The 23315-nt window shown below is 38.4% G+C and carries 21 protein-coding genes, 6 tRNA genes and 1 riboswitch; of the genes, 11 read left to right on the top strand and 16 right to left on the bottom strand.

Annotated features, from left to right (window positions below):
• Positions 1-205 precede the first annotated feature (205 nt).
• The 4 genes from ACY3XC_RS28050 to ACY3XC_RS28035 are packed head-to-tail and all read right to left on the bottom strand — an operon-like array spanning position 206 to position 5054.
• Positions 206-1909 (bottom strand): FAD-binding protein, encoded by a 1704-nt coding sequence (locus ACY3XC_RS28050; RefSeq protein ID WP_464871455.1) that lies wholly within the window; start codon positions 1907-1909, stop codon positions 206-208.
• A 20-nt stretch (positions 1910-1929) separates the two neighbouring features.
• Positions 1930-3426, bottom strand: coding sequence for a sodium:solute symporter family protein (locus ACY3XC_RS28045; protein ID WP_464871454.1), 1497 nt, complete (start codon positions 3424-3426; stop codon positions 1930-1932).
• A gap of 32 nt (positions 3427-3458) precedes the next feature.
• Complete coding sequence (locus ACY3XC_RS28040) at positions 3459-4325, bottom strand: N-acetylneuraminate lyase (protein WP_464871453.1); 867 nt, start codon at positions 4323-4325, stop codon at positions 3459-3461.
• A 51-nt stretch (positions 4326-4376) separates the two neighbouring features.
• Positions 4377-5054, bottom strand: coding sequence for an N-acetylmannosamine-6-phosphate 2-epimerase (locus ACY3XC_RS28035; RefSeq protein WP_464871452.1), 678 nt, complete (start codon positions 5052-5054; stop codon positions 4377-4379).
• Positions 5055-5308: 254 nt separating this feature from the next.
• Between ACY3XC_RS28035 and ACY3XC_RS28030 the strand changes: the two genes are divergently transcribed.
• Positions 5309-5761, top strand: a complete 453-nt coding sequence (locus ACY3XC_RS28030; protein ID WP_464871451.1) for a NanQ anomerase/TabA/YiaL family protein — start codon at positions 5309-5311, stop codon at positions 5759-5761.
• 251 nt (positions 5762-6012) lie between these two features.
• Positions 6013-7035, top strand: coding sequence for a DUF3231 family protein (locus ACY3XC_RS28025; protein WP_464871450.1), 1023 nt, complete (start codon positions 6013-6015; stop codon positions 7033-7035).
• A gap of 219 nt (positions 7036-7254) precedes the next feature.
• On the opposite strand, the gene ACY3XC_RS28020 is transcribed toward ACY3XC_RS28025, so the two are convergent.
• On the bottom strand, positions 7255-7809 hold the full coding sequence (locus ACY3XC_RS28020) for a YhcN/YlaJ family sporulation lipoprotein (RefSeq protein WP_464871448.1): 555 nt from the start codon (positions 7807-7809) through the stop codon (positions 7255-7257).
• 148 nt (positions 7810-7957) lie between these two features.
• Between ACY3XC_RS28020 and guaC the strand changes: the two genes are divergently transcribed.
• Positions 7958-8941, top strand: coding sequence for a GMP reductase (gene guaC / locus ACY3XC_RS28015; RefSeq protein WP_464871447.1), 984 nt, complete (start codon positions 7958-7960; stop codon positions 8939-8941).
• Positions 8942-9260: 319 nt separating this feature from the next.
• Here the strand turns inward: guaC and ACY3XC_RS28010 are convergent, their stop codons facing one another.
• Both ACY3XC_RS28010 and ACY3XC_RS28005 read right to left on the bottom strand, forming a co-directional pair.
• The gene (locus ACY3XC_RS28010) at positions 9261-10112 is read right to left on the bottom strand and encodes an alpha/beta hydrolase (protein ID WP_464871446.1); all 852 of its coding nucleotides are present in this window, start codon (positions 10110-10112) and stop codon (positions 9261-9263) included.
• Positions 10113-10518: 406 nt separating this feature from the next.
• Positions 10519-11367 (bottom strand): DegV family protein, encoded by an 849-nt coding sequence (locus ACY3XC_RS28005; RefSeq protein ID WP_464871445.1) that lies wholly within the window; start codon positions 11365-11367, stop codon positions 10519-10521.
• A gap of 305 nt (positions 11368-11672) precedes the next feature.
• Between ACY3XC_RS28005 and ACY3XC_RS28000 the strand changes: the two genes are divergently transcribed.
• From ACY3XC_RS28000 to ACY3XC_RS27975, 6 genes are all read left to right on the top strand, one after another.
• The gene (locus ACY3XC_RS28000) at positions 11673-12755 is read left to right on the top strand and encodes a branched-chain amino acid aminotransferase (protein WP_179161601.1); all 1083 of its coding nucleotides are present in this window, start codon (positions 11673-11675) and stop codon (positions 12753-12755) included.
• 216 nt (positions 12756-12971) lie between these two features.
• Complete coding sequence (locus ACY3XC_RS27995; protein WP_464871463.1) at positions 12972-13484, top strand: M15 family metallopeptidase; 513 nt, start codon at positions 12972-12974, stop codon at positions 13482-13484.
• Positions 13485-13656: 172 nt separating this feature from the next.
• Complete coding sequence (locus tag ACY3XC_RS27990) at positions 13657-14853, top strand: class I SAM-dependent rRNA methyltransferase (protein ID WP_464871444.1); 1197 nt, start codon at positions 13657-13659, stop codon at positions 14851-14853.
• 198 nt (positions 14854-15051) lie between these two features.
• Positions 15052-15232, top strand: a riboswitch (Lysine riboswitch).
• A 131-nt stretch (positions 15233-15363) separates the two neighbouring features.
• Positions 15364-16242, top strand: coding sequence for a 4-hydroxy-tetrahydrodipicolinate synthase (gene dapA, locus ACY3XC_RS27985; protein ID WP_464871443.1), 879 nt, complete (start codon positions 15364-15366; stop codon positions 16240-16242).
• 451 nt (positions 16243-16693) lie between these two features.
• Entirely contained in the window at positions 16694-17173 is a 480-nt protein-coding gene (locus tag ACY3XC_RS27980; protein WP_464871442.1) for a DUF2243 domain-containing protein, read from the top strand.
• Entirely contained in the window at positions 17174-17980 is an 807-nt protein-coding gene (locus tag ACY3XC_RS27975) for a cytochrome c oxidase assembly protein (RefSeq protein WP_464871441.1), read from the top strand.
• A 78-nt stretch (positions 17981-18058) separates the two neighbouring features.
• Here the strand turns inward: ACY3XC_RS27975 and ACY3XC_RS27970 are convergent, their stop codons facing one another.
• A complete protein-coding gene (locus ACY3XC_RS27970) occupies positions 18059-18751 on the bottom strand; it encodes an aspartate/glutamate racemase family protein (RefSeq protein ID WP_464871440.1) in 693 nt (230 codons plus the stop codon).
• A gap of 114 nt (positions 18752-18865) precedes the next feature.
• On the opposite strand from ACY3XC_RS27970, the gene pdxR reads away from it, so the two are divergent.
• Together pdxR and ACY3XC_RS27960 are read left to right on the top strand one after the other, a co-directional pair.
• Positions 18866-20275: a MocR-like pyridoxine biosynthesis transcription factor PdxR gene (gene pdxR, locus ACY3XC_RS27965; RefSeq protein ID WP_464871439.1), complete on the top strand. Its 1410-nt coding sequence runs from the start codon at positions 18866-18868 to the stop codon at positions 20273-20275.
• 114 nt (positions 20276-20389) lie between these two features.
• A complete protein-coding gene (locus ACY3XC_RS27960; RefSeq protein WP_464871438.1) occupies positions 20390-20578 on the top strand; it encodes a hypothetical protein in 189 nt (62 codons plus the stop codon).
• Between the two features lie 137 nt (positions 20579-20715).
• Here ACY3XC_RS27960 and ACY3XC_RS27955 read toward each other — a convergent pair whose 3' ends face one another.
• The 8 genes from ACY3XC_RS27955 to ACY3XC_RS27920 all read right to left on the bottom strand — a co-directional run bounded on the left by ACY3XC_RS27955 (position 20716) and on the right by ACY3XC_RS27920 (position 23315).
• A complete protein-coding gene (locus tag ACY3XC_RS27955) occupies positions 20716-21171 on the bottom strand; it encodes an SRPBCC family protein (RefSeq protein ID WP_464871437.1) in 456 nt (151 codons plus the stop codon).
• 303 nt (positions 21172-21474) lie between these two features.
• Positions 21475-22344 (bottom strand): nitroreductase family protein, encoded by an 870-nt coding sequence (locus ACY3XC_RS27950; protein ID WP_464871436.1) that lies wholly within the window; start codon positions 22342-22344, stop codon positions 21475-21477.
• Positions 22345-22603: 259 nt separating this feature from the next.
• Positions 22604-22677: transfer RNA gene (locus ACY3XC_RS27945), tRNA-Ile, on the bottom strand.
• Positions 22678-22682: 5 nt separating this feature from the next.
• Positions 22683-22756 (bottom strand) — tRNA-Gly (locus tag ACY3XC_RS27940).
• 16 nt (positions 22757-22772) lie between these two features.
• Positions 22773-22847, bottom strand: a tRNA-Gln gene (locus ACY3XC_RS27935).
• Between the two features lie 17 nt (positions 22848-22864).
• A tRNA-His gene (locus tag ACY3XC_RS27930) sits at positions 22865-22940 on the bottom strand.
• Between the two features lie 46 nt (positions 22941-22986).
• A tRNA-Met gene (locus ACY3XC_RS27925) sits at positions 22987-23063 on the bottom strand.
• A gap of 176 nt (positions 23064-23239) precedes the next feature.
• Positions 23240-23315 (bottom strand) — tRNA-Val (locus ACY3XC_RS27920).

The following is a 23315-nucleotide window of genomic DNA, read 5'->3' as shown; positions in this document are numbered from 1 at the left end:
AGACAAAATCCAATGATTTAGATACAATAAGCGGAAAACCTCCGCTTATTATTAAGGAAATATCGGTATTTCCCAATTTAAACGGAAATTCTCCGCTTATTTTCCAAACACAGTAAAATCAACATTCAGCTTTTACACAGCTAAGTAAAAAAAGAGAAAAACCCATATATAGGTTTTCCCCTCCCCTTATGAGCATAACAACTCCCTATTTTTTTAGAAAGCGATACTCCAATGTCCCATCATCTTTTTTCGAAATGAACAATCTTTTATTAAATTCTTCACGTTCTTCCGGATAATCCTCACGGTAGTGTGCGCCTCTGCTTTCTTTTCGTTCAAGCATGGACTGAAGCAGAATTTGAGAAAGCTTTAAGAAATTTCTTGCCTTAACGGTTAGCTTTCGAGTAGATTGCTGTTCGAAAAATCTGCCTAAGTCAAGAGTGGACTCCATCCTTCTAATTTCTTCAAGTGCGTTTACTAGACTTTCCTCACTGCGCACTACATTACCATGATACCACATGATTTCTTTAATTGAATCGATGACTTCATGAACTTTTTTATCTAGATCTAAAAGATTATCATGCAGCTTTTCTCTTCCTGATTCATGCATTCCGAACATTTTCTCGATATGTTCATATACTTCATTTTCAGTAATTTCTTCTATACGTTTTGTTTCTATATAGTTAACACAATCGATTGCGGCCCTTTTACCGAATACCATACAAGCACCAGTCGAATTTCCACCTAAACGATTCGCCCCCTCAATATTGCAAGAAAGCTCACCAATTACATATAATCCATTCACACCCGACCTGCCATATGTGTCAATATAGACACCGCCATTGCTGGCATGGGCAAATGGGGCAATTCGAATTTCGTCCTCCACAAGATGAATGTTTCTGTCTTTTAGCCAATTTAAGTAGACCGTGTAAAACTCTTCCTCATTCTCATATAACTCGGGACGATATAAAAGTCTAAATCCCTCTTCATTTCGGTTTGCCATAATTTTTTTCATCATCGCAATATCAAAATATTTCGATTCAAGAGAATGGGTAAACGGACCATGGGTACTTCGAATTTCCAGACATTCTTGTTTTGATAAACCTTCAGGGAGGACTGTGTCTAATAGACTGTTTCCCTCTTCATCAACAATATCATCACAATACATTAATGTATGCTCCCCAAAAAGTGTTTTATATTTCGGGGTTGTGATACCTGGGATAAACTGAATATATTCCATATTCACAAGCTGTGCCCCAGCTTCTATTGCTAAAATATGGCCTGATCCATCCACATCATTTGGATTCAAATTATGTTTATAGATACTGCCGAATCCGCCTGTTGCCATGATGGCTGCTTTACATTCAACGAGGATGAGGTCATTTTTTTCGTCTAATAGTATGGCTCCAGCCACATGATCATCCTTTTTTATTAGGGAAAGGACAATTGTTTTTTCCATAATGGATAGATTGTCATACTTTGCAAAAATGGTTCTCACATTTTCTCGAATTTGATCCCAATCACTTAATAAATAGATATCACGTTCATGCTCAGCAAAACAGGCTTTACGCTCACCTTCTAGCTTTTTCGAAATTACACCAATATCCTGATATTCCTTGACACGATCTGGGATTTCCTTCACATACACCTCTGCCAAATCCTGTCGATGCATACCCTGGCTCAAGGTTTCAATATCTTGTAGAAATACCTTTTCGTCTTCTTTGTCTTTTGTTACTTGAGTTCCAAGGGAAGCTTTCAGGGGATAGAAGCTTGAACCCGAAGCTACTTGCATTTTTGTGACCATCAATACGTCAACTTGCTGGTCGGCAAGCTCTTTGCTTACTTTTATCCCTGATAAACCACTTCCAATCACTAAAACGTCCACTTGTACTTTCTTTGTCAGTTTCAACATGTTCTCACCTGGCTATCCTATTATGCAGATTTTTTACGATCATAGAAAGTTAAAGGTTCATCTTCAGCTTTACTTCTTTGTTTGAAAAGTAAACTGAACACATAACCAAATACAATAGATGTAACTAAGTTAATGATAGAATATGCCCATAATGAAATATCAGTAAAGTAAGACACATAGATTGCAACTATTGTTGTTGCGAAGAAACCATAGATAGCACCTTTTGCGTTGGCTCTTTTCGTCATTACTCCAAGAGTAAAGGTACCACCGATAATACCTAAGGCTAATCCCATTAATCCATTAAACCAAGAATACGCATCGCCTACATCTGAGTAGATTAGAACAATGGCAAATATAATCGAGAAAATACCGACAATCGTTGATACATTACGTGCCATTTTTGTTCCTTTTTCATCACTCATATCTGGTTTAAGAACTTTTTGAATATCTAAAGTCCAGCTTGTTGCGACACTATTTAAGCCAGTTGAAAGTGTTGATTGACCTGCTGCGAATAGACCTGCAATTAATAAACCTGAAATACCTGCTGGTAATTCGGCTACGATAAAGTTAGCAAAGATAAGGTCAGCTTTTCCATCTGGCATTGCACCTGGTTGTTGTGTGTAGAATGTGTAAAGTGCCGTTCCGATAAAGAAGAACAATGTTGCTGTTCCAAGTGAAAGAATACCATTTAAATATGTCATTTTTTTCATTTCTTTTAAGTCAGTTGTTGTTAGATATCTTTGAACCATATCCTGACTTGAAATATATGAGAATGCTGTTGTTAATCCAGCACCAACAATTAGAAGCAGAACACTATTATTTACAAAGTTCGGATCAAAGAATGCTACATCTGTAAAGAATTTTGCATTTTCAGTACCTACACGAAATACTTCTCCCACTCCACCGTCAACGTCGATTAGTAACATAATGAGAGCAAAAATACCGCCCCCGATTAAGACAACCCCTTGGATAAAGTCTGTCCAAAGTACTGATTTAATTCCTCCAAACGCTGAATAGATCGTTGCGATAACACCCATGAATAGAACGATTAATACTGGATGAATCCCTGTAACAGCCGCTAATGCTAACGCTGGCAAATACATAATAATGGACATACGTCCAATTTGATAGATGATGAATAGCACACTGCCAATTACACGCAGTTTCACATCAAAACGACGCTCTAAATATTCGTACGCTGTATCTAGGTTTAATTTTCTATAAACTGGCAGGAAGTAATGAATGGTGATTGGTACTGCAACAAATAAACCTAATTGTGCAAACCATAGCTCCCAAGTCCCTAAATAAGAGTTACCAGCTAATGATAAGAAGGAAATCGGACTTAGAAGTGTTGCGAATAAACTTACTGATGTAACCCACCAAGGAATAGAACCGTCCCCTTTGAAGAACTCTTTCCCTGCCATTTCTTTTTTTGCAACCGCCATACCTACCCATAATATGAACAATAGATATGCTATTAATATTACATAATCAATTACCGCAAATGAACCTGTCATGTTGTCCCCCCCTGACCCTTATGTTAGAAGTTTTACAGATATTTTTCTGAAATCTGTTTTGCACGTTGAATTTTTTCTTCTGCCAACGCTTTCATTGGTTTTCTACAAACACCTGCGTCAACACCTTTTGTTTTCAGTATTTCTTTAATGGTCTGGTACAAACCGTTATCTAGGATTTCTTCGATTAGATCATTTGTTACTTTCTGAATTTCTCTTGCTTCTACGATCTGACCGTTCTTGGCTAATTCAAAAATTTGCTTTGCACGTTGTCCATTGACATTAAACGTACTGCCAATCGCACCATCTACATCCAGGACACTTGCTGAAAGCAGCATTTCATCAAATCCTGAGTAAATAAGCTTATCCGGGTATGCATGACGAAGTCTTTCTAATAAGAAGAAATCAGGTGCAGTAAACTTAACACCAATAATTTTTTCATTTTCAAAAAGCTCTCCAAATTGTTCAAGGCTCATGTTAACTCCTGTTAAAAAAGGAATGGAGTAAATAATCATTTTATTGTTAACGTTTTCTAAAATAGTATTATAGTAGTCCTTGATTTCTTGGAAATCAAACTTGTAGTAAAAAGGTGTAACGGCAGAAATCGCATCGTATTTTAAATCGGTTACAAATTGTGCTAATTCTACTGCTTCATCGATATTTAACGAACCCACTTGTGCGATCAATTTAACTTGGTCTTTCACTTCGTCTTTAACAATTTCAAAGATTTGCTTTTTCTGTTCAGTGGAAATTAGGAAGTTTTCGCCTGTACTTCCATTGATATATAAGCCATCAACCTTTGAATGATCGATATTATAACGTACAATCTCTCTTAATCCTTTTTCGTTCACTTGTCCATTTTCATCGAATGAACACATTAATGCTGTAAAAATTCCTTTCATTCTTTACACCCTCATTCTTAGTATTTGTTTTATTTTTTGTTTATATTTTTCTTAGGCTTCATGTACAGATTTTGCAAACATCTCTGTGATTACTTTCGGACGTGTAATCGCACTGCCTACAACAACAGCATGTGCCCCTAACTCGATTGCCCTCTTTGCCTTTTCTGGTGTATCTATATTTCCTTCGGCAATGACAGGTACAGATACATGGGATATGACTTGTTCTAGCAATTCCAAAGGAACCGTTCCTTCAGAGTAAGGAGTATATCCTGCTAATGTTGTGGCCACAATATCCACTCCAGCTTTTTCAGCTGCAATCGCTTCCTCTAATGTAGAAATATCAGCCATAAACAATTGATTTGGGTACTTAGCTTTTACCTCTGCAAAAAACTCTTGAAAGCTTTGGCCGCCAGGTCGGGTTTGTTGTGTCGCATCAAATGCGATAATGTCTACACCTTCCTGATAGAGTTCATCAATCTCTTTCATCGTTGCAGTAATATACACATTACTATTTGTATAGTCCCTTTTAATAATCCCAATAATTGGAAGATCCACTTCTTTTTTGATTGCATGGATATCCTTTACACTGTTGGCTCTAATCCCAGAAGCCCCGCCTAATTTTACTGCATATGCCATCTTACTCATAATATATGGGTCATGTAGCGGCTCATCCTCAAGAGCTTGACAGGACACAACCAATTTACTTTTAATCGTTTCTAAAATTTCCATACTACCTCTCCTACCTATTTTCCTTTGATGTCTAAGATGTATTTGTATCATCTCCACTCTAGTTGTAAGTAGATGAAATGCGCTTTCATAATGAAACTATAACATCATGAAATTTAGTTGTCAATTTTATTTTTAAAAATGACAACTGGACTTCATTATAGTAAAATAATAGAAAAGGGAACTTTCCCTCGGTGGTTGAAGGCAGTAGTACACCTGGGGAAAGGAAACTACTCAATTAAAAAGGGGATACTGTCATGATTCTTGACTTTGTAAAAAATGCAGCACACTATGAAAAGCTTCATCCAGAATTGAAAACTGTTTTTGAATTTATTCAGAAGAATGACCTTAGATCATTTGCACCTGGAAAACATGAAATCAAGGGCGATCAAGTATTTGTCATGATTCAAAGCTACGATACAAAGCTAGAGAGCGAAGGGGCATGGGAGGCTCACAAAAAATACCTAGATATTCAGTTCATGATTGAGGGTACGGAAGCTATCAAAATCGCGAACATTGATAAAATGCAAGTAAAACAGCCATATAATGAAAATGATGATTATTGGTTATTTACAGGAGAGGGCGATACCATCACCCTTGAGGCGGGAATGTATACAATCTTCTTCCCACAAGATGTTCATATGCCAGCTCTTCAAGTAACTGGAGAGTCAGAACCCGTGAAAAAGGCAGTTATCAAGGTGTTACTATAACCGTATTCAAATGAAAAAGTGCTAGATTCAATCATTGAATCTAGCTACAGAGATCATATTAATGATTTATTATTTTTAAGGCAGCCTACGGGTTGTTTTATTTTTTTGTAATTTTTTCTAACAGGGAAAAACGTGGTTTTACTCCATTCTACCTTGCTTGTATTTTGAAAACAAAAACTCTATCTGTATAATTCACTACCAATTCCATAAAATATTTTCAGAATACATATGAAAAATTGGAGGTATTTCCTTTGGGGATTTTTAGGAACGCAAAAACCAGCACATTAACTGCTGCTGAAGTATCCGCTCTTTGGCTTCAGTATTTAGGAGATAGTATGGCAATATGTGTTTACAAATATTTTCTTAACATTGTTGAAAACAAAGAAATAAAACCCATATTAGAGTCCGCATTACAGTTAGCTGAAAGCCATGTTTTGAAAATCACTAAATTCTTAAAAAGTGCTGATTTCCAAGTCCCAATTGGATTTACAGAGAATGACGTGAATGTCATTGCCCCACGTCTCTTTTCGGACCAATTTTTACTATTTTACTCCTATATTATGACCATACATGGGATAACCGCCTATAGCTTAGCTATTACTAACTTGGAGCGACAAGACCTTCAAGATTACTTTTTTGAATGTACGGCATCCTCTAAAGAATTGTTCCAAAAAATAGTAGAATTGGCTAAAAATCAGCCAAAATTTACAAGTGTCCCATCCATTCCTCCACCTGATATGCCACAGTTTATGGATTCACCAGGATTTATTGAAAATTTAGTTGGTGACAAAAGGCCATTAAATAGCTCGGAAATCAGCACCCTTTTCTTTAATTCAACGAAAACTGGATTTGTCAGTTCGTTAAGTTTGGCTTTTAGTCAAGTGGCGGTACAGGAAGACGTTCGTAATTTTATGTTAAAAAACGTTAAATTAGCTGGGAAAGATGCTACGAGCTTTGACGCTATCTTACAACAGGATCATTTACCAATCCCTGAGAAATGGGATAATGAAATTACTGATTCTACTGTAAGTCCTTTTTCTGACAAATTGATTATGTTTCACGCTGGTTTTTTAGTAAATGCGGCTCTAACATATTATGGTGCATCTATAGGTTCCAGCTTCAGATCAGATATAATAGTGAACTATGCTAAGGTATTTACCCATGCTATGGAGGCTGGTGCATTTTCTTTCAATATTATGGTTAAACATGGTTGGTTTGAAAAACAGCCTGAAGCAATTGACAGAAAATCTTTGGCACAAGGTCCAGAGAAATGAGATGGAATTGCGTAACCAGCAGAAGTAAAATAAAGCGGAGATTATGCGGTTAAATGCAAAATGGAACCTGTTTCGGGAAGGGGAGGTTTTCCGATTGGCATACCCTGATAAACAAAAAGAAAAGACGTATGAATTCATACGTCTTTTCTTCTGTCATTTATAAGAAAGCACCCTAAAAACGGAACCCTTTTTGGAGTATCTACTATTCAAAGTGTCCGGTTAGTCATTGTTAACACTCTCATGATTAGTAAAGACGCTTCGCACCATTTGATTAAATCCACCATTCATTCCTTCTGTTTTTCTTCCATTTTGTATTTGATCCCTATAGTGGCCCATTTGTCTGACGTAGTCACGATTGCTTGAAATATATACATTATGAATAGATGTGTCTGCATCCCTTACCTGCTGTGCAATTTGATCTTCGATGTAAGAATTGAGCTCGCCATGAAAGTCATCATCCATAACAACTGCTACATAAGCATTACGGTCTGCAGCAATGATATTCGCACTTTTAACCTCATGTAAGTTCTGCACATTCTCTTCTGCTTCATCTACAACCCGTAAACCTGTTTTATTAACAGGGTTGGAAGTGTTATTCATATAATCTAAGTTTAAATTGGGATTACCCAAACTATTTCCTACATTTAAAGCACCCGCATTGCGGTTAGTAATTTCACCGTGCTCATCTGCTCCTCTTCCTTCTTCCTTCATATTACATCCAGCAACGAATATAGAGATACATAAGCAGGTGAATAGAATCTTAAATTTGTTCATATGATTCCTCCTAAAATGAGTTCATGCTTACAATTACCTTTATCCCCTTTTTTTATGTAGAGATTTGGAGGAATCATAAAAAAAAGAATAAAAAGATACCATTACAAACACACTAAACCATTGATGATTTTGTATGAGGAGGCTTCCTATGGATAGTGTATTTGATTATGAAGATATTCAATTGATTCCCGCAAAAAGTGTAGTAAATAGTCGTACTGAGTGTGATACTACCGTGTCTTTTGGCGGCAGAACATTTAAGCTGCCTGTCGTGCCTGCCAATATGCAGACCATTATTGATGAACAGATTGCTGTCTACTTAGCGGAAAATGGTTATTTTTATATCATGCATCGCTTTGAACCCGAGAGGCGGCTAAATTTTATTAAAGATATGAAATCACGTGGGTTATTTGCCTCTATTAGTGTTGGTGTCAAAGAGGAAGAATATCGATTCATTGAACAAGTAGCAGACGAGCAGATTGCCCCGGAATACATTACGATTGATATCGCACACGGTCACTCTAATGCCGTGATTAAAATGATTCAGCATATTAAACAAATCTTGCCACAAAGTTTTGTGATTGCTGGAAATGTTGGAACTCCAGAGGCTGTTCGAGAATTAGAGCGAGCTGGTGCTGACGCGACAAAGGTTGGGATTGGACCAGGAAAAGTATGTATCACGAAGATTAAGACTGGATTTGGAACTGGCGGCTGGCAGTTAGCAGCTCTTCGCTGGTGTGCAAAGGCAGCAAGTAAGCCAATCATTGCGGACGGCGGGATTCGTACCCATGGGGATATTGCGAAATCGATCCGATTTGGAGCTTGTCTGGTGATGATTGGTTCCTTATTTGCTGGACATGAAGAATCGCCTGGGGAAACGATTGAAAGAGATGGGAAGCTCTATAAAGAATACTTCGGCTCAGCCTCGGAATATCAAAAAGGGGAACGGAAAAATGTAGAGGGCAAGAAAATGTTAGTGGAACATAAAGGTGCTTTGATGGATACTCTCATTGAAATGGAGCAGGATTTACAATCTTCTATTTCTTATGCCGGCGGAAACAAACTGGAAGCCATCCGTTTTGTAGATTATGTCATTGTGAAGAATTCTATTTTTAATGGGGACAAAGTTTATTAGGTAGATTTAGTTAGAGCGTGTTGGAAAATTTATTTATAAGAAGGCTCTGACTTCGGCCAGTACTGATGGAATTTTGCCTTCTCCTGTCCGAAGAGGGCTCAGCTTCAGACAGAACTAATGGAATTTTGCCTTCTGCTGTCCGAAGATGCCTCAGCTTCGGACAGGACTAATGGAATTTTGCCTTCTTTTGTCCGAAGATGCCTCGGCTTTGGACAGGACTGACTAAATCTTGCCTTCTTTTGTCCAAAGATGCCTCGGCTTCGGACAGGACTGATGGAATTTTGCCTTCTTGTGTCTGAAGATACCGTTTTTGTGATAGTTAAACTGCCTGAACTTTATCAGTTTGAGTTTTCTCCACTTGTTGGTCCAGCCATGTAATCATATCTATTAGAAACTGCTCTTTGCCTGCCCCATCAAAAGGTCGATGCTTTGCTGCAGGGTATTCAAATAGCTGTTTATCCTTGGATGAAACTTGCTTAAAAAAGGAACCAAGCTTTGCTGACGGTGTAATTTTATCACGAAGTCCGTATTGTAACAAAAACGGCATCGTTATCAAAGGTGCCTGATCTAATACCCTTGTTATTCCTTGGATCAGCCCGCGTCCTAAACCAGGAGTAATGGTATTGTGACGTAAAGAGTCAGAATAATATTTAGCAGCCATCGCTGAATTTTTCGCCATTAATTGTCTAGACACATTGATGCTGAGGTCAGGCTTCCATTTACTCATTAAGGTTATACCTAACCGCTCAAACCTGGTCACTTCATAAGAGATGGCAGGTGCAATTGCAATGACCCCTGAGATTCCAGAACTATAATCTATAGCATAATCAAGGGCAATGACCCCGCCCATACTATGTCCGATCATATACAAAGGCAGTCCGGGCTGCTTTTTCGAAACTAACTTTCGAAACTTGTGTAAGTCGCCTCGATATTCATCCCAACTGTTTATAAACCCTCTTTTTCCTGAGCTTTTTCCATGACCGCGCAAATCAAATGTGTAAACGATATATCCTTCTTGAACCAAGCCAAAACTTATGTTGTGCAGGCCGCCGCTATGGTCGCCGTGTCCATGGACGACAATAACTGTTGCTTTTGGAGCCGTTAATGGTTCAATTATTCGAAAAAATAACTCTGCTCCATCGACACCAATAAAAGTCCCTTCTCTTGTCATTCTAGGTAATCCTCCTGTGTTGCAGCCAATATTGAATGATGTCTAGTATATCACAATGTTTTTGATCATTTCTAATGAATAAATTTCTACATTTTCACTAAATGAAACGCCTCCATCTACCTAATGGATTTGTCGAACATAAGGTGACATATTTATCATCTTCATTGAATAAAAATAGTATAAATATACATTTTCACTGGAAAGGGGAGTTTCTTCTTATGGATATCTGCATTTCTTGTGGAGAGGAATTATGTATTATGGAGAGGAATCGTTGCGAGTGCTGGGCTTGCAGAGACACGACAACCGAAGCATATACAGAAGATGAATAGTTTTTATATCCTAATTGAAGAAATTCTAAAAAGGCCGTTTGATTCATTCAAACGGCCTTTGACTGCTTATTTTGTAATTATTCATTCACCCATGATAGCCCAAGTGTCCCAACACCCGTATGCACACCGGCAACGGTGATGAGCATTAATTTCTCTGTTTCTATATCTGGAAATGTTTCATTTACTAATTGTTCAAGACTTGCAGCCCTTTCACGGTCATTCGCATGGACAATCGCCACTTTCTGAACTGTTTTTGAAAGAAGGTCTTCCTTTAAATTATTTACCAGCCAAGCAATAGCCTTCTTTTCCGTTCGGACTTTGTCTTTAATCTTGGCGGCTCCATCCTCAATCGATAATATCGGTTTAATATTAAAGAGCGAAGCTAATATTTTTTGGCTTCCAGACACTCTGCCGCTTTTGTGAAGCTGGTCGAGGTTTGATGGGACCAAGAATAATCGAGTGTTCTCACGTAAAGAATTTAATTGTGAAACAACCTCGTCAATGTCGAGCCCCTTTTCAACTAGTTCTACCCCTCTTTTCACAAGGAACGATAAAGGATATGAACCCGTATGGGAATCAATCGCAAATAATTTGAATCCAGCCATTTCCGCTGCCATCACAGAGGTTTGATAGGTGCCGGTTAATGTACTCGATGCATGTATGGCTATTCCAAAGTCATATTCTTCTTTTAACTTTTCATAAAGTTCAACGATGTCCCCGATATTTGGCTGTGAGGATTGGAATTTTCCTTCCTCATTTTTCATTCGATCATAAAAATCTTCTTCAGTAATATCGATTGTTTCTTTATAAAACTTATCATTAATGACAACATGCAGGGGAATAACATGTATGTTATGCTGCTGAATAAACTCTTTACTAAGAGAAGAAGTCGTATCCGTAATCCATGCAATTTTAGGCTTATTCATATTATCCTCTACCTTCTTAAAATTCACTTAATCTGTATAATGGAAGTGAAATAGTAGTATTGTAATGAGGTTAAGATTACAAAAATGAGGACTTTTTCACCAGTTATATTTGTCATATATGACAAAGTTTTTTCGGTCTGACAAACATAAATGTCACCACTTTGACAAATCTGAATCAAAATTACCCTGATTTAATTAAAATAGTGGTATAGTATAGAAAAGAATTTTTACTATTCCAAAAAGATAATTTTTAAAGTAATATAGAGTTTAAAAACTGAACTTATAAATAAGAATGAGGTGTGAGCATGAAACAGGAGATTTCATTTATTCCAAGAGAACAATTAAAACCAAAGCCAGATCCCGCTTCACTTGGTTTCGGCAAGTATTTCAGTGATTACATGTTTGCCATGGACTATCATAGTGACTTAGGCTGGTTTGATCCGAGAATTACTCCATACGAGCCGGTAACGCTGGATCCTTCAGCAATGGTTTTTCACTATGGACAAGCAATCTTTGAAGGTATGAAAGCATATAAGACTAAGGATGGGTCCATCCAATTATTCCGTCCGGAGAAGAATATGAAGCGTTTCAATGATTCTTGCGATAGGCTGTGCATTCCCCAAATTGATGAGGACTTCTTATTAGAAGGAATTAAACAATTAATTATTACCGAAAAGGATTGGGTTCCTAGTGGTGAAGGAACTTCGCTTTATATTCGTCCGTTTATTTTTTCAACGGAGGCGTATCTCGGTGTCCGTCCAGCGAAGCAATATAAATTATTAGTCATTCTCTCCCCTTCTGGTGCTTATTATGGCAGCCAATTGAGTCCCGTTAAAATATACGTGGAGGAGCAATTCGTCCGTGCGGTCATTGGAGGCGTTGGCCATGTTAAAACAGCAGGCAACTATGCAGCCAGCTTGAAAGCGCAAGAAAAGGCAGATGCAGGCGGCTATGCCCAAATTCTTTGGCTCGATGCGAAAGAGAATAAATATGTGGAAGAAGTCGGCAGTATGAACATCTTCTTCAAAATCAATGGTGAAGTGGTAACTCCGAGATTAAATGGAAGCATTTTACCGGGTGTTACGCGTGATTCAGTGATTCAATTGTTAAAATATTGGAATGTTCCAGTGCGCGAAGAGAAAATTTCCATTGAAGAGGTATTTGCTGCACATAAGCGCGGTGAACTTGAGGAAGTATTTGGAGCAGGAACAGCTGCAGTTATTTCGCCTGTTGGTGAACTGACTTGGAATGATCAATCTATCATTATCAATAACAATAATATCGGTCAGCTATCTCAGGATATTTATAATGAAATGATAGGAATTCAACTTGGGAAAAAAGAAGATCCATTTAACTGGACCGTTAAAGTTGCCTCAGTAGAAGCTTAGATTGAATAATAACTTTGTAAAGATCCAGTTTACCTGGGTCTTTTTTTATGTATGATTGAAATATATGGAAATCAAATAATTGAAACAATGGGTCCATTTTTATCGTCTTAGATGTTGAAAAGATTTTTAGGTAAGAAAGGAAATGCGATTTTGAAACTTAACGGGCGAGGGAAACTATTTCTCACATTATTTATTGTTTTTATCCTTTATTTCATTATGAAAAATCCTTTAGGTTTTAACTTGCTTAATAGATTAACGATGGACTCTGCAGATTTACCGACTGAACTCCATCCCATCGTGAAGGAACGGAGCAATCAATTAATCCAGCAATCTGCCGCAAAAGGGATTGTGGTCTTAATTACGGATGACTTTCGCAGTGCGGAGGATCAGGATCGACTATTTGAACAAGGCCGGACAGCGGAAGGAAATATCGTAACGCATGCTAGGGGCGGAGAATCCTTTCATAATTTTGGGCTTGCCATCGACTTTGCCATAAAAACCCCTTCAGAAAATGTCATTTGGGATATGCAATACGACGGAAATCAGAATGGAAAGTCAGATTGGGACGAGGTCGTGGAAATAGCAAAAGCTCTTGGTTTTGAATGGGGAGGTGACTGGCCACAATTTAAAGATTATCCCCATTTACAAATGAATTTTGGATTAACACTTGCTGACTTACAAAATGGTAAGAGACCTGACGAATCATCTTTAACAGTGGATACCCAATAAGTAGAATTGCATTCCAAGATCCAGATGCCGCTGGATCTTTTTTTCGTGTTCCTCTATCTTGAAATACGCGCTACTCATAGTAAAGAGTGTTATGATTGATTAATTGTGATTGATTTTATAAAAGTTTGTTTACAATGCTAATAATGATAAATACAAGAGATAGGATGAAAACATGAAAATAGAAGTCAGGTTAAAGGTGAAATCAAAGTTCGTTACTAAATATAAAAAGGGCTACCCTCTCATTACAAAAGACACTATTATAAATCCTACTGCTTTAGATCAAGAAGGCTGCACCATAAACCTTGTTGATGAACAGAACCACTTTATTGCCAAAGGCTATTATGGGAAACAAAATAAAGGTCTCGGCTGGGTGCTCAGCAACATTGAGAAGGAACAATTTGATCATCGTTTTTTTGAAAAGACCCTAAAGGCTGCCTTTGATAGAAGAGAGCATTTTTTTCAGAGCTCTGAAACAACGGCATTTCGAGTATTTAACGGCGAAGGCGATGGAATTGGCGGTTTAACGATTGATTACTTCGATGGGTATTACGTCATTACCTGGTACAGTAAAGGCATCTATCACTTTCGGGAGTTTATCATAGATTCATTGAAGAATTTGGTGGAGTATAAAGCCATTTATCAGAAAAAGCGGTTTGATGAAAGTGGTAAGTACATTGAAGAAGATGACTTCGTCGCTGGCGAACGAGGAGAATTCCCCTTCATCGTGAAAGAAAATGGCGTCAATATAGCGGTTTATTTGAATGAAAGTGCCATGGTCGGTGTTTTCTTAGATCAAATCGAGGTTAGAAAAAAATTACGAGATGTCTATTCAAAAGGAAAACGGGTATTAAATACGTTCTCCTACACCGGCGTGTTTTCAGTGTATGCCGCTTTAGGCGGTGCGGCAAAAACGACCAGTGTTGACCTCGCGAATCGAAGCAAAAGTAAAACGATTGAGCAATTTAAAGTGAATGGAATTGATGCGGAAACTCAAGATATCATCGTCGAGGATGTATTCAAATACTTCAAATATGCAGTGAAAAAGGAGCTGCTGTTTGATGTCGTGATCCTTGATCCTCCAAGCTTTGCAAGATCAAAGAAGTTTGTCTTCAGCGCCGAAAAGGATTATAAAAACCTATTAAAAGAAGCCATTTCGATCACCGAGGATAACGGAATAATCCTCGCGTCAACCAATGCCAGCTCCTTTAATATGGACAAATTTAAAGGATTCATCGATACCGCCTTTAAGGAATCCAATAAACGCTATAAACTTATGGAAGAATTTTCACTCCCTGAAGACTTCAGAACCAACAAACATTATCCAGAATCCGACTACCTAAAAGTAGTCTTCATTAAAAAGTTAAAATAACTGTCCGCCTGAGGTGGACAGTGTCCACGGGCGGTGCCTGTCACCGTGACTATACGTGGAAAGCATAGCGCCTGGAGCGTAAATCAACAGCCTAGTTTAACATAGCCTATTAAAAAAAAAACAAACCTCTTGAACAGTATTGAATTGTCTGTTATATTTATTTATAATTAAATATTTTCTTACTTCATTACCTTTTGAAGTGAGGATAGAGGCGCAATGACCAATAGTACGCAGTTTGAGGATGATGAGGTCCTAAGACGATTGTGGAAAGGGGAATTTGCCGAAGCGGATGGAATCTCATTTTTCTAGACCGCTGGTTCTGCTATTGAAGAAATACAGAACTGTCATATAGGAGACTATATGGAGGGCTATCTTACGCAAAGGAACGTTTTTTTTATTATGTTTCTACTGCAGTAGCGAGCCTTCGCTGCTGCTTTTTTGCGTTAACTTTTGACTGACCTAAAGCCACCTCTAATTTTTCAAAAAAAAATGATAAAAAGGGTGAATATGATGAATTTTGGCCAAGTGTTAACAGCGATGGTAACGCCATTTGATCAGCATGGTGAGGTTGATTTTAACGCAGCTCGAACACTAGTAAATTACTTAATTGAGAATGGTACAGATGGATTAGTGGTTGCCGGAACCACGGGAGAATCCCCGACATTAACAACAGAAGAAAAAATAGCTTTATTTAAATTCGTTGTCGAGGTTTCAGCCGGCAGAGTGCCTGTCATTGCTGGAACTGGCTCCAATAATACTAGAGCTTCTATCAGTTTAACAAAACTGGCTGAAGAGGCTGGCGTGGATGGAATTATGCTCGTTACACCATATTATAATAAGCCTTCACAAGAAGGACTGTTTCAGCACTTTAAAGCGATTGCCGAAACCACTTCCCTACCGGTAATGCTTTATAATATCCCTGGTCGCAGTGTCGTAAACATGTCTGTAGAGACCGTTGTCCGACTCTCAGAAATTAGTAATATCGTTGCGATAAAAGAAGCCAGCGGAAATCTAGATGCCATGGCGGAAATGATTAGCCGGACTTCAGATGATTTTACCTTGTACAGCGGTGATGATGGATTAACTATACCTGTTCTATCCATAGGCGGTGCTGGAGTTGTATCTGTTGCCTCGCATATTATTGGGAATGAAATGCAGGAAATGATCAACCAATTCAAAAATGGACGCGTTCAGGAGGCTGCGATTTCACATCAGAGACTTCTTCCTATCATGAAAGCATTATTTGCGGCACCAAATCCAACACCAGTAAAAGCTGCACTAAATATTCAAGGTGTTCAAGTTGGAGGAGTCCGTCTGCCAATGGTTCCATTAAATGATGAAGAAAAGAGTGTACTCCAGAAGGTCCTGCCTGCTAAAACTTTGGTTTAATGTAAAAACAAATTTGCCTGTCCCTTTTTAGTGGGGCAGGCTCTCTTTTTTTCTTAAGCTCTGTTAAAGGTTGATTTTTCTTACGGACACCATTATGAGGGACTAATCTTATTGGGAACTCTCCTAATTTGTCTTTCATCATGCTTATAAAGGACTAATCTCATTGGGAACTCTTCTGATTTGTCTTTCATCACGCTTATGAAGGACTAATGTCTTTGGGAGCTCTCCTGATTTGTCTTTCATCATGCTTATGAAGAACCAATCTCGTTGGGAACTCTTCTGATTTGTCTTTCATCGACCACATTATACTAATAATCAACAATGAAATTTAACAAAGCTTTATCCTAAATATACTTATACATTTCCCATTTGCTTCCCTATTACTGTTTGGATTTACTTCAGACAGGAAACACTATTGGATAGGAAAAAAGTGGAATAGGGAGAGAATTCAATGACAACGAGTCATGACGCACGATTGAATTATTTAGGACGTAATCTATTATCGGGCTGTTTATTAGGCCTTGGTTTTGTTGCTTTTATTGATGAGGCAGTTTTCCACCAGATTTTACATTGGCACCATTTCTATGACAAGTCTACACCTGATATCGGTCTCGTTTCGGATGGACTCTTTCATGCCTTTAGTTGGTTCTCAACAATTGCGGGGGCATTTCTTGTCTCGGATCTACGGCGAAGAGATGCCTGGTGGCGAAAAAGATGGTTTGGAGGTTTTCTATTTGGAGGGGGTGCGTTTCAATTATACGATGGAACCATCCAACACAAATTAATGCGAATCCATCAGATTCGGTATAATGTGGAGATTGCCCCATATGACTGGGTATGGAATATCATTGCTGCCTTAATGATGATTGCTGGTTTAATCCTTATTTATCGAACAGGACGGGAATCGAAAGTGATAGCAGGGTCTGCATAAATGGAAAATAACCATGTCCATCACGCCAGTGGGTCATCTTTCGAACTTCTCCTGGCTCTCCCTTTTGTCCTGGCAGTTTTGATTTATATTCTACTTGCATTAGTCTCAAACCGCCGGCATAAACGTTGGCCTTTCTTTCGATACTTATATTGGATTTTCGGAGTTCTTTCAGCATCGGTTGCTCTAATGGGTCCCATTGCTAATCTCGCTCATGAAAACTTCATGGCGCATATGGTTGGTCATTTATTCCTTGGAATGCTTGCCCCACTTCTTATAGCCTTGGCTGCTCCTATGACTCTTCTTTTAAGATCACTTAGTGTGACTTGTGCTAGAAATCTTGCCCAAATATTGAAGAGCTGGCCAGTAAGTATTTATAGTAATCCTGTAGTCACCGCCCTTCTCAATATTGGCGGGCTATGGGTTCTCTATACTACAGAGCTGTACTCAATGATGCAGCAAAATGCATTTTTACATGCGATGGTTCATTTACACGTTTTTTCAGCAGGATATCTTTATACGATTTCCATTATCTACCATGATCCTGCACCCCATCGGTATAGCTATACTTTCCGGACGATCATTCTCATTCTATCCTTTGCTGCTCACGGAATTCTATCAAAATATATTTATGCCCATCCGCCGGCTGGCGTACCTATTGAACAGGCAGAAGCAGGGGGAATGGTTATGTATTATGGCGGGGACATCGTGGAGGTCTTGCTAATATTCTTATTTTGCCAGCAATGGTATAGGACCAAACGGCCGCGTGAGACAGTTGTTTTGACTTCTTTATTGTCATATAAAAAGTAAAACTCGCCACACAAAAATTGGCGAGTTTCTTTATTGTTCTCGGGAGCATGCCCAAACAGTTCCGCTTCTCCCTAACCCTTACTCATTCAGTGCTTTTTGAGCCACTTTATTAGCATGGATGAATGTCGTGTCAAATAAGGGAATGGATGTATCATTTTGCTGAATCAATAAAGGTATTTCGGTACATCCGAGTATGACGCCCTCTGCCCCGCGTTCTACTAATTTGTTGATGATATTCAAATAAGCTTCTTTCGATGCTGGTTCATTGATTCCTTTACATAGCTCCCCAAAAATGACATCATGTACGACTTTTCTGTCTTCTTCTTCTGGGATAAGAACCTCGATATTATTGTTAATCAATAGTTCTTTATAAAACGGCTGTTCCATTGTAAATCTGGTCCCTAATAATCCTACCTTTGATAAATTCTTCTTTTTAATTTCCTCAACCACACAATCGACGATATGAATAAGCGGCACATTTACAGCCTCCTGTACTTCGCCTGCCATCAGGTGCATCGTATTTGTACAAATGGCAATGAGATCAGCCCCGCCATTTTCTAATACCTTTGCCGCTTCTATCATCTTATTTGTGGCCAATTCCCATTCGCCCTCTCTTTGCAGCTTTGCAATTTCTTCGAAGTTGAAGGAATAGATTAAGCATTTGGCCGAATGAATGCCGCCTAACTGCTCTTGAATATATCGATTAATATAATGGTAATAAACAGTTGTTGATTCCCAGCTTAATCCGCCGATTAATCCGATTGTTTTCACAAAAATCGCCTCCTAATCATTACTTCAAAGATAGCATGTTATACTGGTACTATACAGAGCCAAAAACAAGGAATCTTTATAGTACCAGTTTTGAAATAAGTCGGAGGTGCAGCCATGTGGTTTCAAGTGGATCGTACGAATAGCAAAACCTTAACACAGCAGGTATATGAACAGCTGAGGCAATACATTTTAGATGGTGATTTGAAAACGGACGAGAAGCTTCCTTCTACACGGGAGCTGGCCAACTCACTTGGAATATCTAGAAATATTGTTTTAGAGGTCTATGATCAATTGGGGGCGGAGGGCTATTTAATCGTCCGCCCAAAGTCAGGCAGTTTTGTGGCTCCAGGATCACTTTTTTTAAAAAATAAGCCCCATTTACAAGTAAAACAAAGCGAACTGTTTACGATGGACCATCAAGATATGATTGATTTTAAGGCAGCAACTCCAGCGATGGATCATTTTCCCCGGAAGATTTGGGGACGGCTTGCAAAGGATATATGTTATGACTCCCCCGATACGATTTTCGGATATCAGTCAGCTGAAGGGCTGCCTGCTTTACGGGAAGAAATTTCACGTTATATTTATAGGACTAGAGGAGTCGTTAGTGAGCCACATCAAGTGATGATTACATCGGGGGCAACACAAGCCCTGTCTTTAATTACAGAGCTTTTAATTAAAAATAATAAATTCGTTGCCGTTGAGGATCCAGTGACAGACGAAATGCGAACGATTTTTTCACACGCTGGAGCCAGTCTCTGTCCAATTCCCGTAGATGAAAAGGGGATAAATCCTGATAGGCTATCACAGGAGAACCCGCCTGCCTTCATTTTCGTTCTACCCTCTCATCAGTTTCCGATGGGTGTTACCTTAACGATTCAAAGGCGGATTCAGTTAATTGAATATGCACGGGAGCATAACTGCTATATTGTCGAGGATGATTATGATAGTGAGTTTACCTATGAAGGTACGCCTGTCCATTCGGTTCAGGGACTTGATCCGGGTAAAGTGATCTATGTTGGAACCTTTAGTAAAATTCTATCCCCAGGCTTACGAATCGGTTATGTTGTTTTACCGCAGGAACTCATTGAGCCTTTTAAAAAGATGAAGTGGTACACCGACCGGCATCATTCTTCTCTCGAGCAATTAATCCTAACCAAATTTATGATAGAAGGTCATTTTGATCGCCATATTCGTAAAATGAAACGAATCTATAAACAAAGACGTGAGGCACTGGTAAAAAGTTTAAAGAAGCAATTTCCGGACTGTGTCATTTTAGGACATGCAGCCGGGATGCATTTAGTTGTAGAAATCCCTCGGGTCAGCATTCATCAATCCTTAATCGAATGGATTCAACATTACGGGGTGCAGGTATATTCGGTTGATCATTACTCACTAGTTAAGAATATACATGGTAATAAAATGGTGCTCGGATACGGGAGCCTGCCTCTAGAGAAGATTGAAGAAGGGGTCAGGAGGCTTAGAGAGGCCATTGAGAGTTACCATTTTTCCAGCCTAAAATAGATGATTCAAATATTCAGGTGTTTTAAACTTATTTTCCAAATGCCACATGTCCTGCATAAGTTTAACACTAAATAAATATGATAAAATAAGTATCCTAAAAAAGGAGTTGTTTGAATGGAAGTCTTTAATAGAATCGCTCTATTCTTTGTAGTTTTATTCTCAGTCGTTATTATCTTAAATACTTATTTAGGAGAAACGGAACGGGCACAATCCAATGTTATTTACTTTTTGATGAATGGGTTTGCATATATTGTATCAGCTATGGATATGGAGAAAAGAACAGTGGAACAGTCGAATATCTAGATATCAGGTATTTAATTAAACGTTTGATTAGTAGCTTTAAAACTACAGAAAATCCTTTTATACCAAGCCCGCAAATCATTTAATCAAACGTTTAATTAGTTTATCTCCCGTTTTAATCAAACGTTTGATTAGTTTTTTTATTGATTTTTTTCAGCTATTCTTTTTAATTCTAATGCACGCGAAGCGATAAATCTTCTCATATACTTCTCCAAGAACAATTTATCAGCAATTACACCTAAAAAGCCAAAAGGTGACTTATATTGAAAATGATCAATCATTGTTGTTCCCTCTGATTCCTCATCGAACTGGTGAATATGAATGAAGGAACGAAACGCCCCCTTCACCATTACATCAACAAAACTATGAGGTTTTTCCATAAATATCACTTTAGCAGTCAACCTTTGTTTGATACCAAAGTGAACAGCTTCCCAAGTAACACTGTCCCCTTCCTCTAACAGCCCCTTTGTTACACCCCCAACAGCCCTTTCCTTTGTTTTCAAGGTAGTTTGAGTATGAACATTGACATCTCTGGCTAGATTAAAACAAACCTCAATTGGCGCCTTTATTAACTGTTTATGCTCGATAACAGGCATTTCTACTTACTCCATTTCTTAATTTAAAGCTGTGTTATGATTCATTGTTGATTTTTGGGTAGGGTTGATTATTCATAGGCGGAGAATTTCCGCCTAATGTATATAAAGGAACCTTATGAAGCCGATATAAGCGGAAATATTCCGGTTAACTGCTTTAAATAAGACAAAATCCAATGATTTGGATACCATAAGCGGAAAAACTCCGCTTATTATGAAGGTTTAATTTGGTATTTCCCAATTTAAGCGGAAATTCTCCGCTTATTTTCCAAACACAGTAAAATCAACATTCAACTTTAACAGAGCCTAATTTAAAAGAGTTTCCCAGCTGGCAATATACTCCGTTTGCTCATTTGGAAGAGGCAAGTCTGGTTTTTCAACTCTCCATCGTCCTTCAATATCTAATTCCTTACAGGCTAATTCAAATTGACTCATGGCAATTCCCAAATCCAAAAGCTGCATATCATATCCTAATTTTGAACTATAATTCGGTGTATGCTCAATGTAAAAATGACAAACCTTTCGATTAGGAGTTAATACAAGTCTCCATGGCTGTTTATTTGATGCAGATGGTCCAAGCCTAACCATCTCGATTGGTACTTCAAGTAATCCCGCTTTTTGTTTATCCAATGGAATATCGAAAGTTGAATCAAAAAATAGCTTATCCCATGGCTTTTTATTATCAGCTTTTACAACGTATCGGAGTGCCTTATCAAAAACCCGTTGTTTTTGATTCGGGTAGCCGATTGGTGTTATACAGGGGATGAATTCTTCTTTCCCAAGCTGAATTTCCTGTTCAAACGAATTTCGGTTGAATGTACCACCCATCCAGCAAGTACCGATTCCTAATTCAGTTAACAAGATAACTAGTTTTTGAAAGGTGTAAGCAAACTCTACAAGTGAGTATTTATTATTTTCTGTTACTCCAACTAAATATGCTTGTGGATTTTTAATAAATCCATATGTTCCTAACTTTATGCCTTTATCGCTTACATTATTGGTTACCTGAATCAGCTTAATACACCCTTTACTTCCAAATGGTCCTATTAAGTTGTCTTGATTATTTATGTAATCGTTAATTATTTTCAAATGAGAATCTGTTATGTTTTGAGTATCAAATGTTCTGATTGATTGTCGTTTTTTCATGGTTTCAATGGCTGCTTGATTAAAACTCATCATGGACCTCCTTTCTCACTCAGTTATAAAACAAGGCTTCTATTCGTTACCACCTTCGGGATTTTTTCATGATTCCGGTCACTTATAGCCTTTATTAATTACCGCTTCCACAATTTTTTGTCGATTCCGGTCACTTGTAGCCTCTATTCTTATTGTAACCACTCAAACTAAAAAATCCTAGAAGAAGGTAATTGTCACTTTTCTATTAACGAAAAAAAGAGCGATTACTAGTATTAGCAATCACTCTTTTTACTATTTATGGGCCTAAATGGACTCGAACCATCGACCTCACGCTTATCAGGCGTGCGCTCTAACCAGCTGAGCTATAGGCCCTTAATTGGAGCGGGTGATGAGAATCGAACTCACAACATCAGCTTGGAAGGCTGAGGTTTTACCACTAAACTACACCCGCATATAAAGAAAAAAAATGGCTGGGCTAGCTGGATTTGAACCAACGCATGTCGCAGTCAAAGTGCGATGCCTTACCGCTTGGCTATAGCCCAATATTAAAAATATAAAATGGGGCGGCTGATGGGAATCGAACCCACGAATGCCTGAACCACAATCAGGTGCGTTAACCACTTCGCCACAACCGCCAAAATAATATAGTTGAGGTTTAACAGCTTAAACCTTGAAATTAATTGGTTGCGGGGACAGGATTTGAACCTGCGACCTTCGGGTTATGAGCCCGACGAGCTACCAGACTGCTCCACCCCGCGATAATAGAAATAATAAAATTTGATTATGCTCTTGGTTTTAAAGACCGCCCCGATTTCAGAAAGTCTATTCAAGAAGCAGCTCAATCGGTGCGCTGTAGATCATTCGAAGAAGCTTATTCGAACGTGCTCCACCCCGCGACAATATAAATGATAAAATTCTACTCATGAAAAAATCATGGTGGAGGATGACGGGATCGAACCGCCGACCCTCTGCTTGTAAGGCAGATGCTCTCCCAGCTGAGCTAATCCTCC

The organism is Bacillus sp. CZDM1 (genome assembly GCF_055502545.1).
Note: the sequence above shows the minus strand (reverse complement) of the source record. Positions and strands in the feature narration are given on the sequence as shown.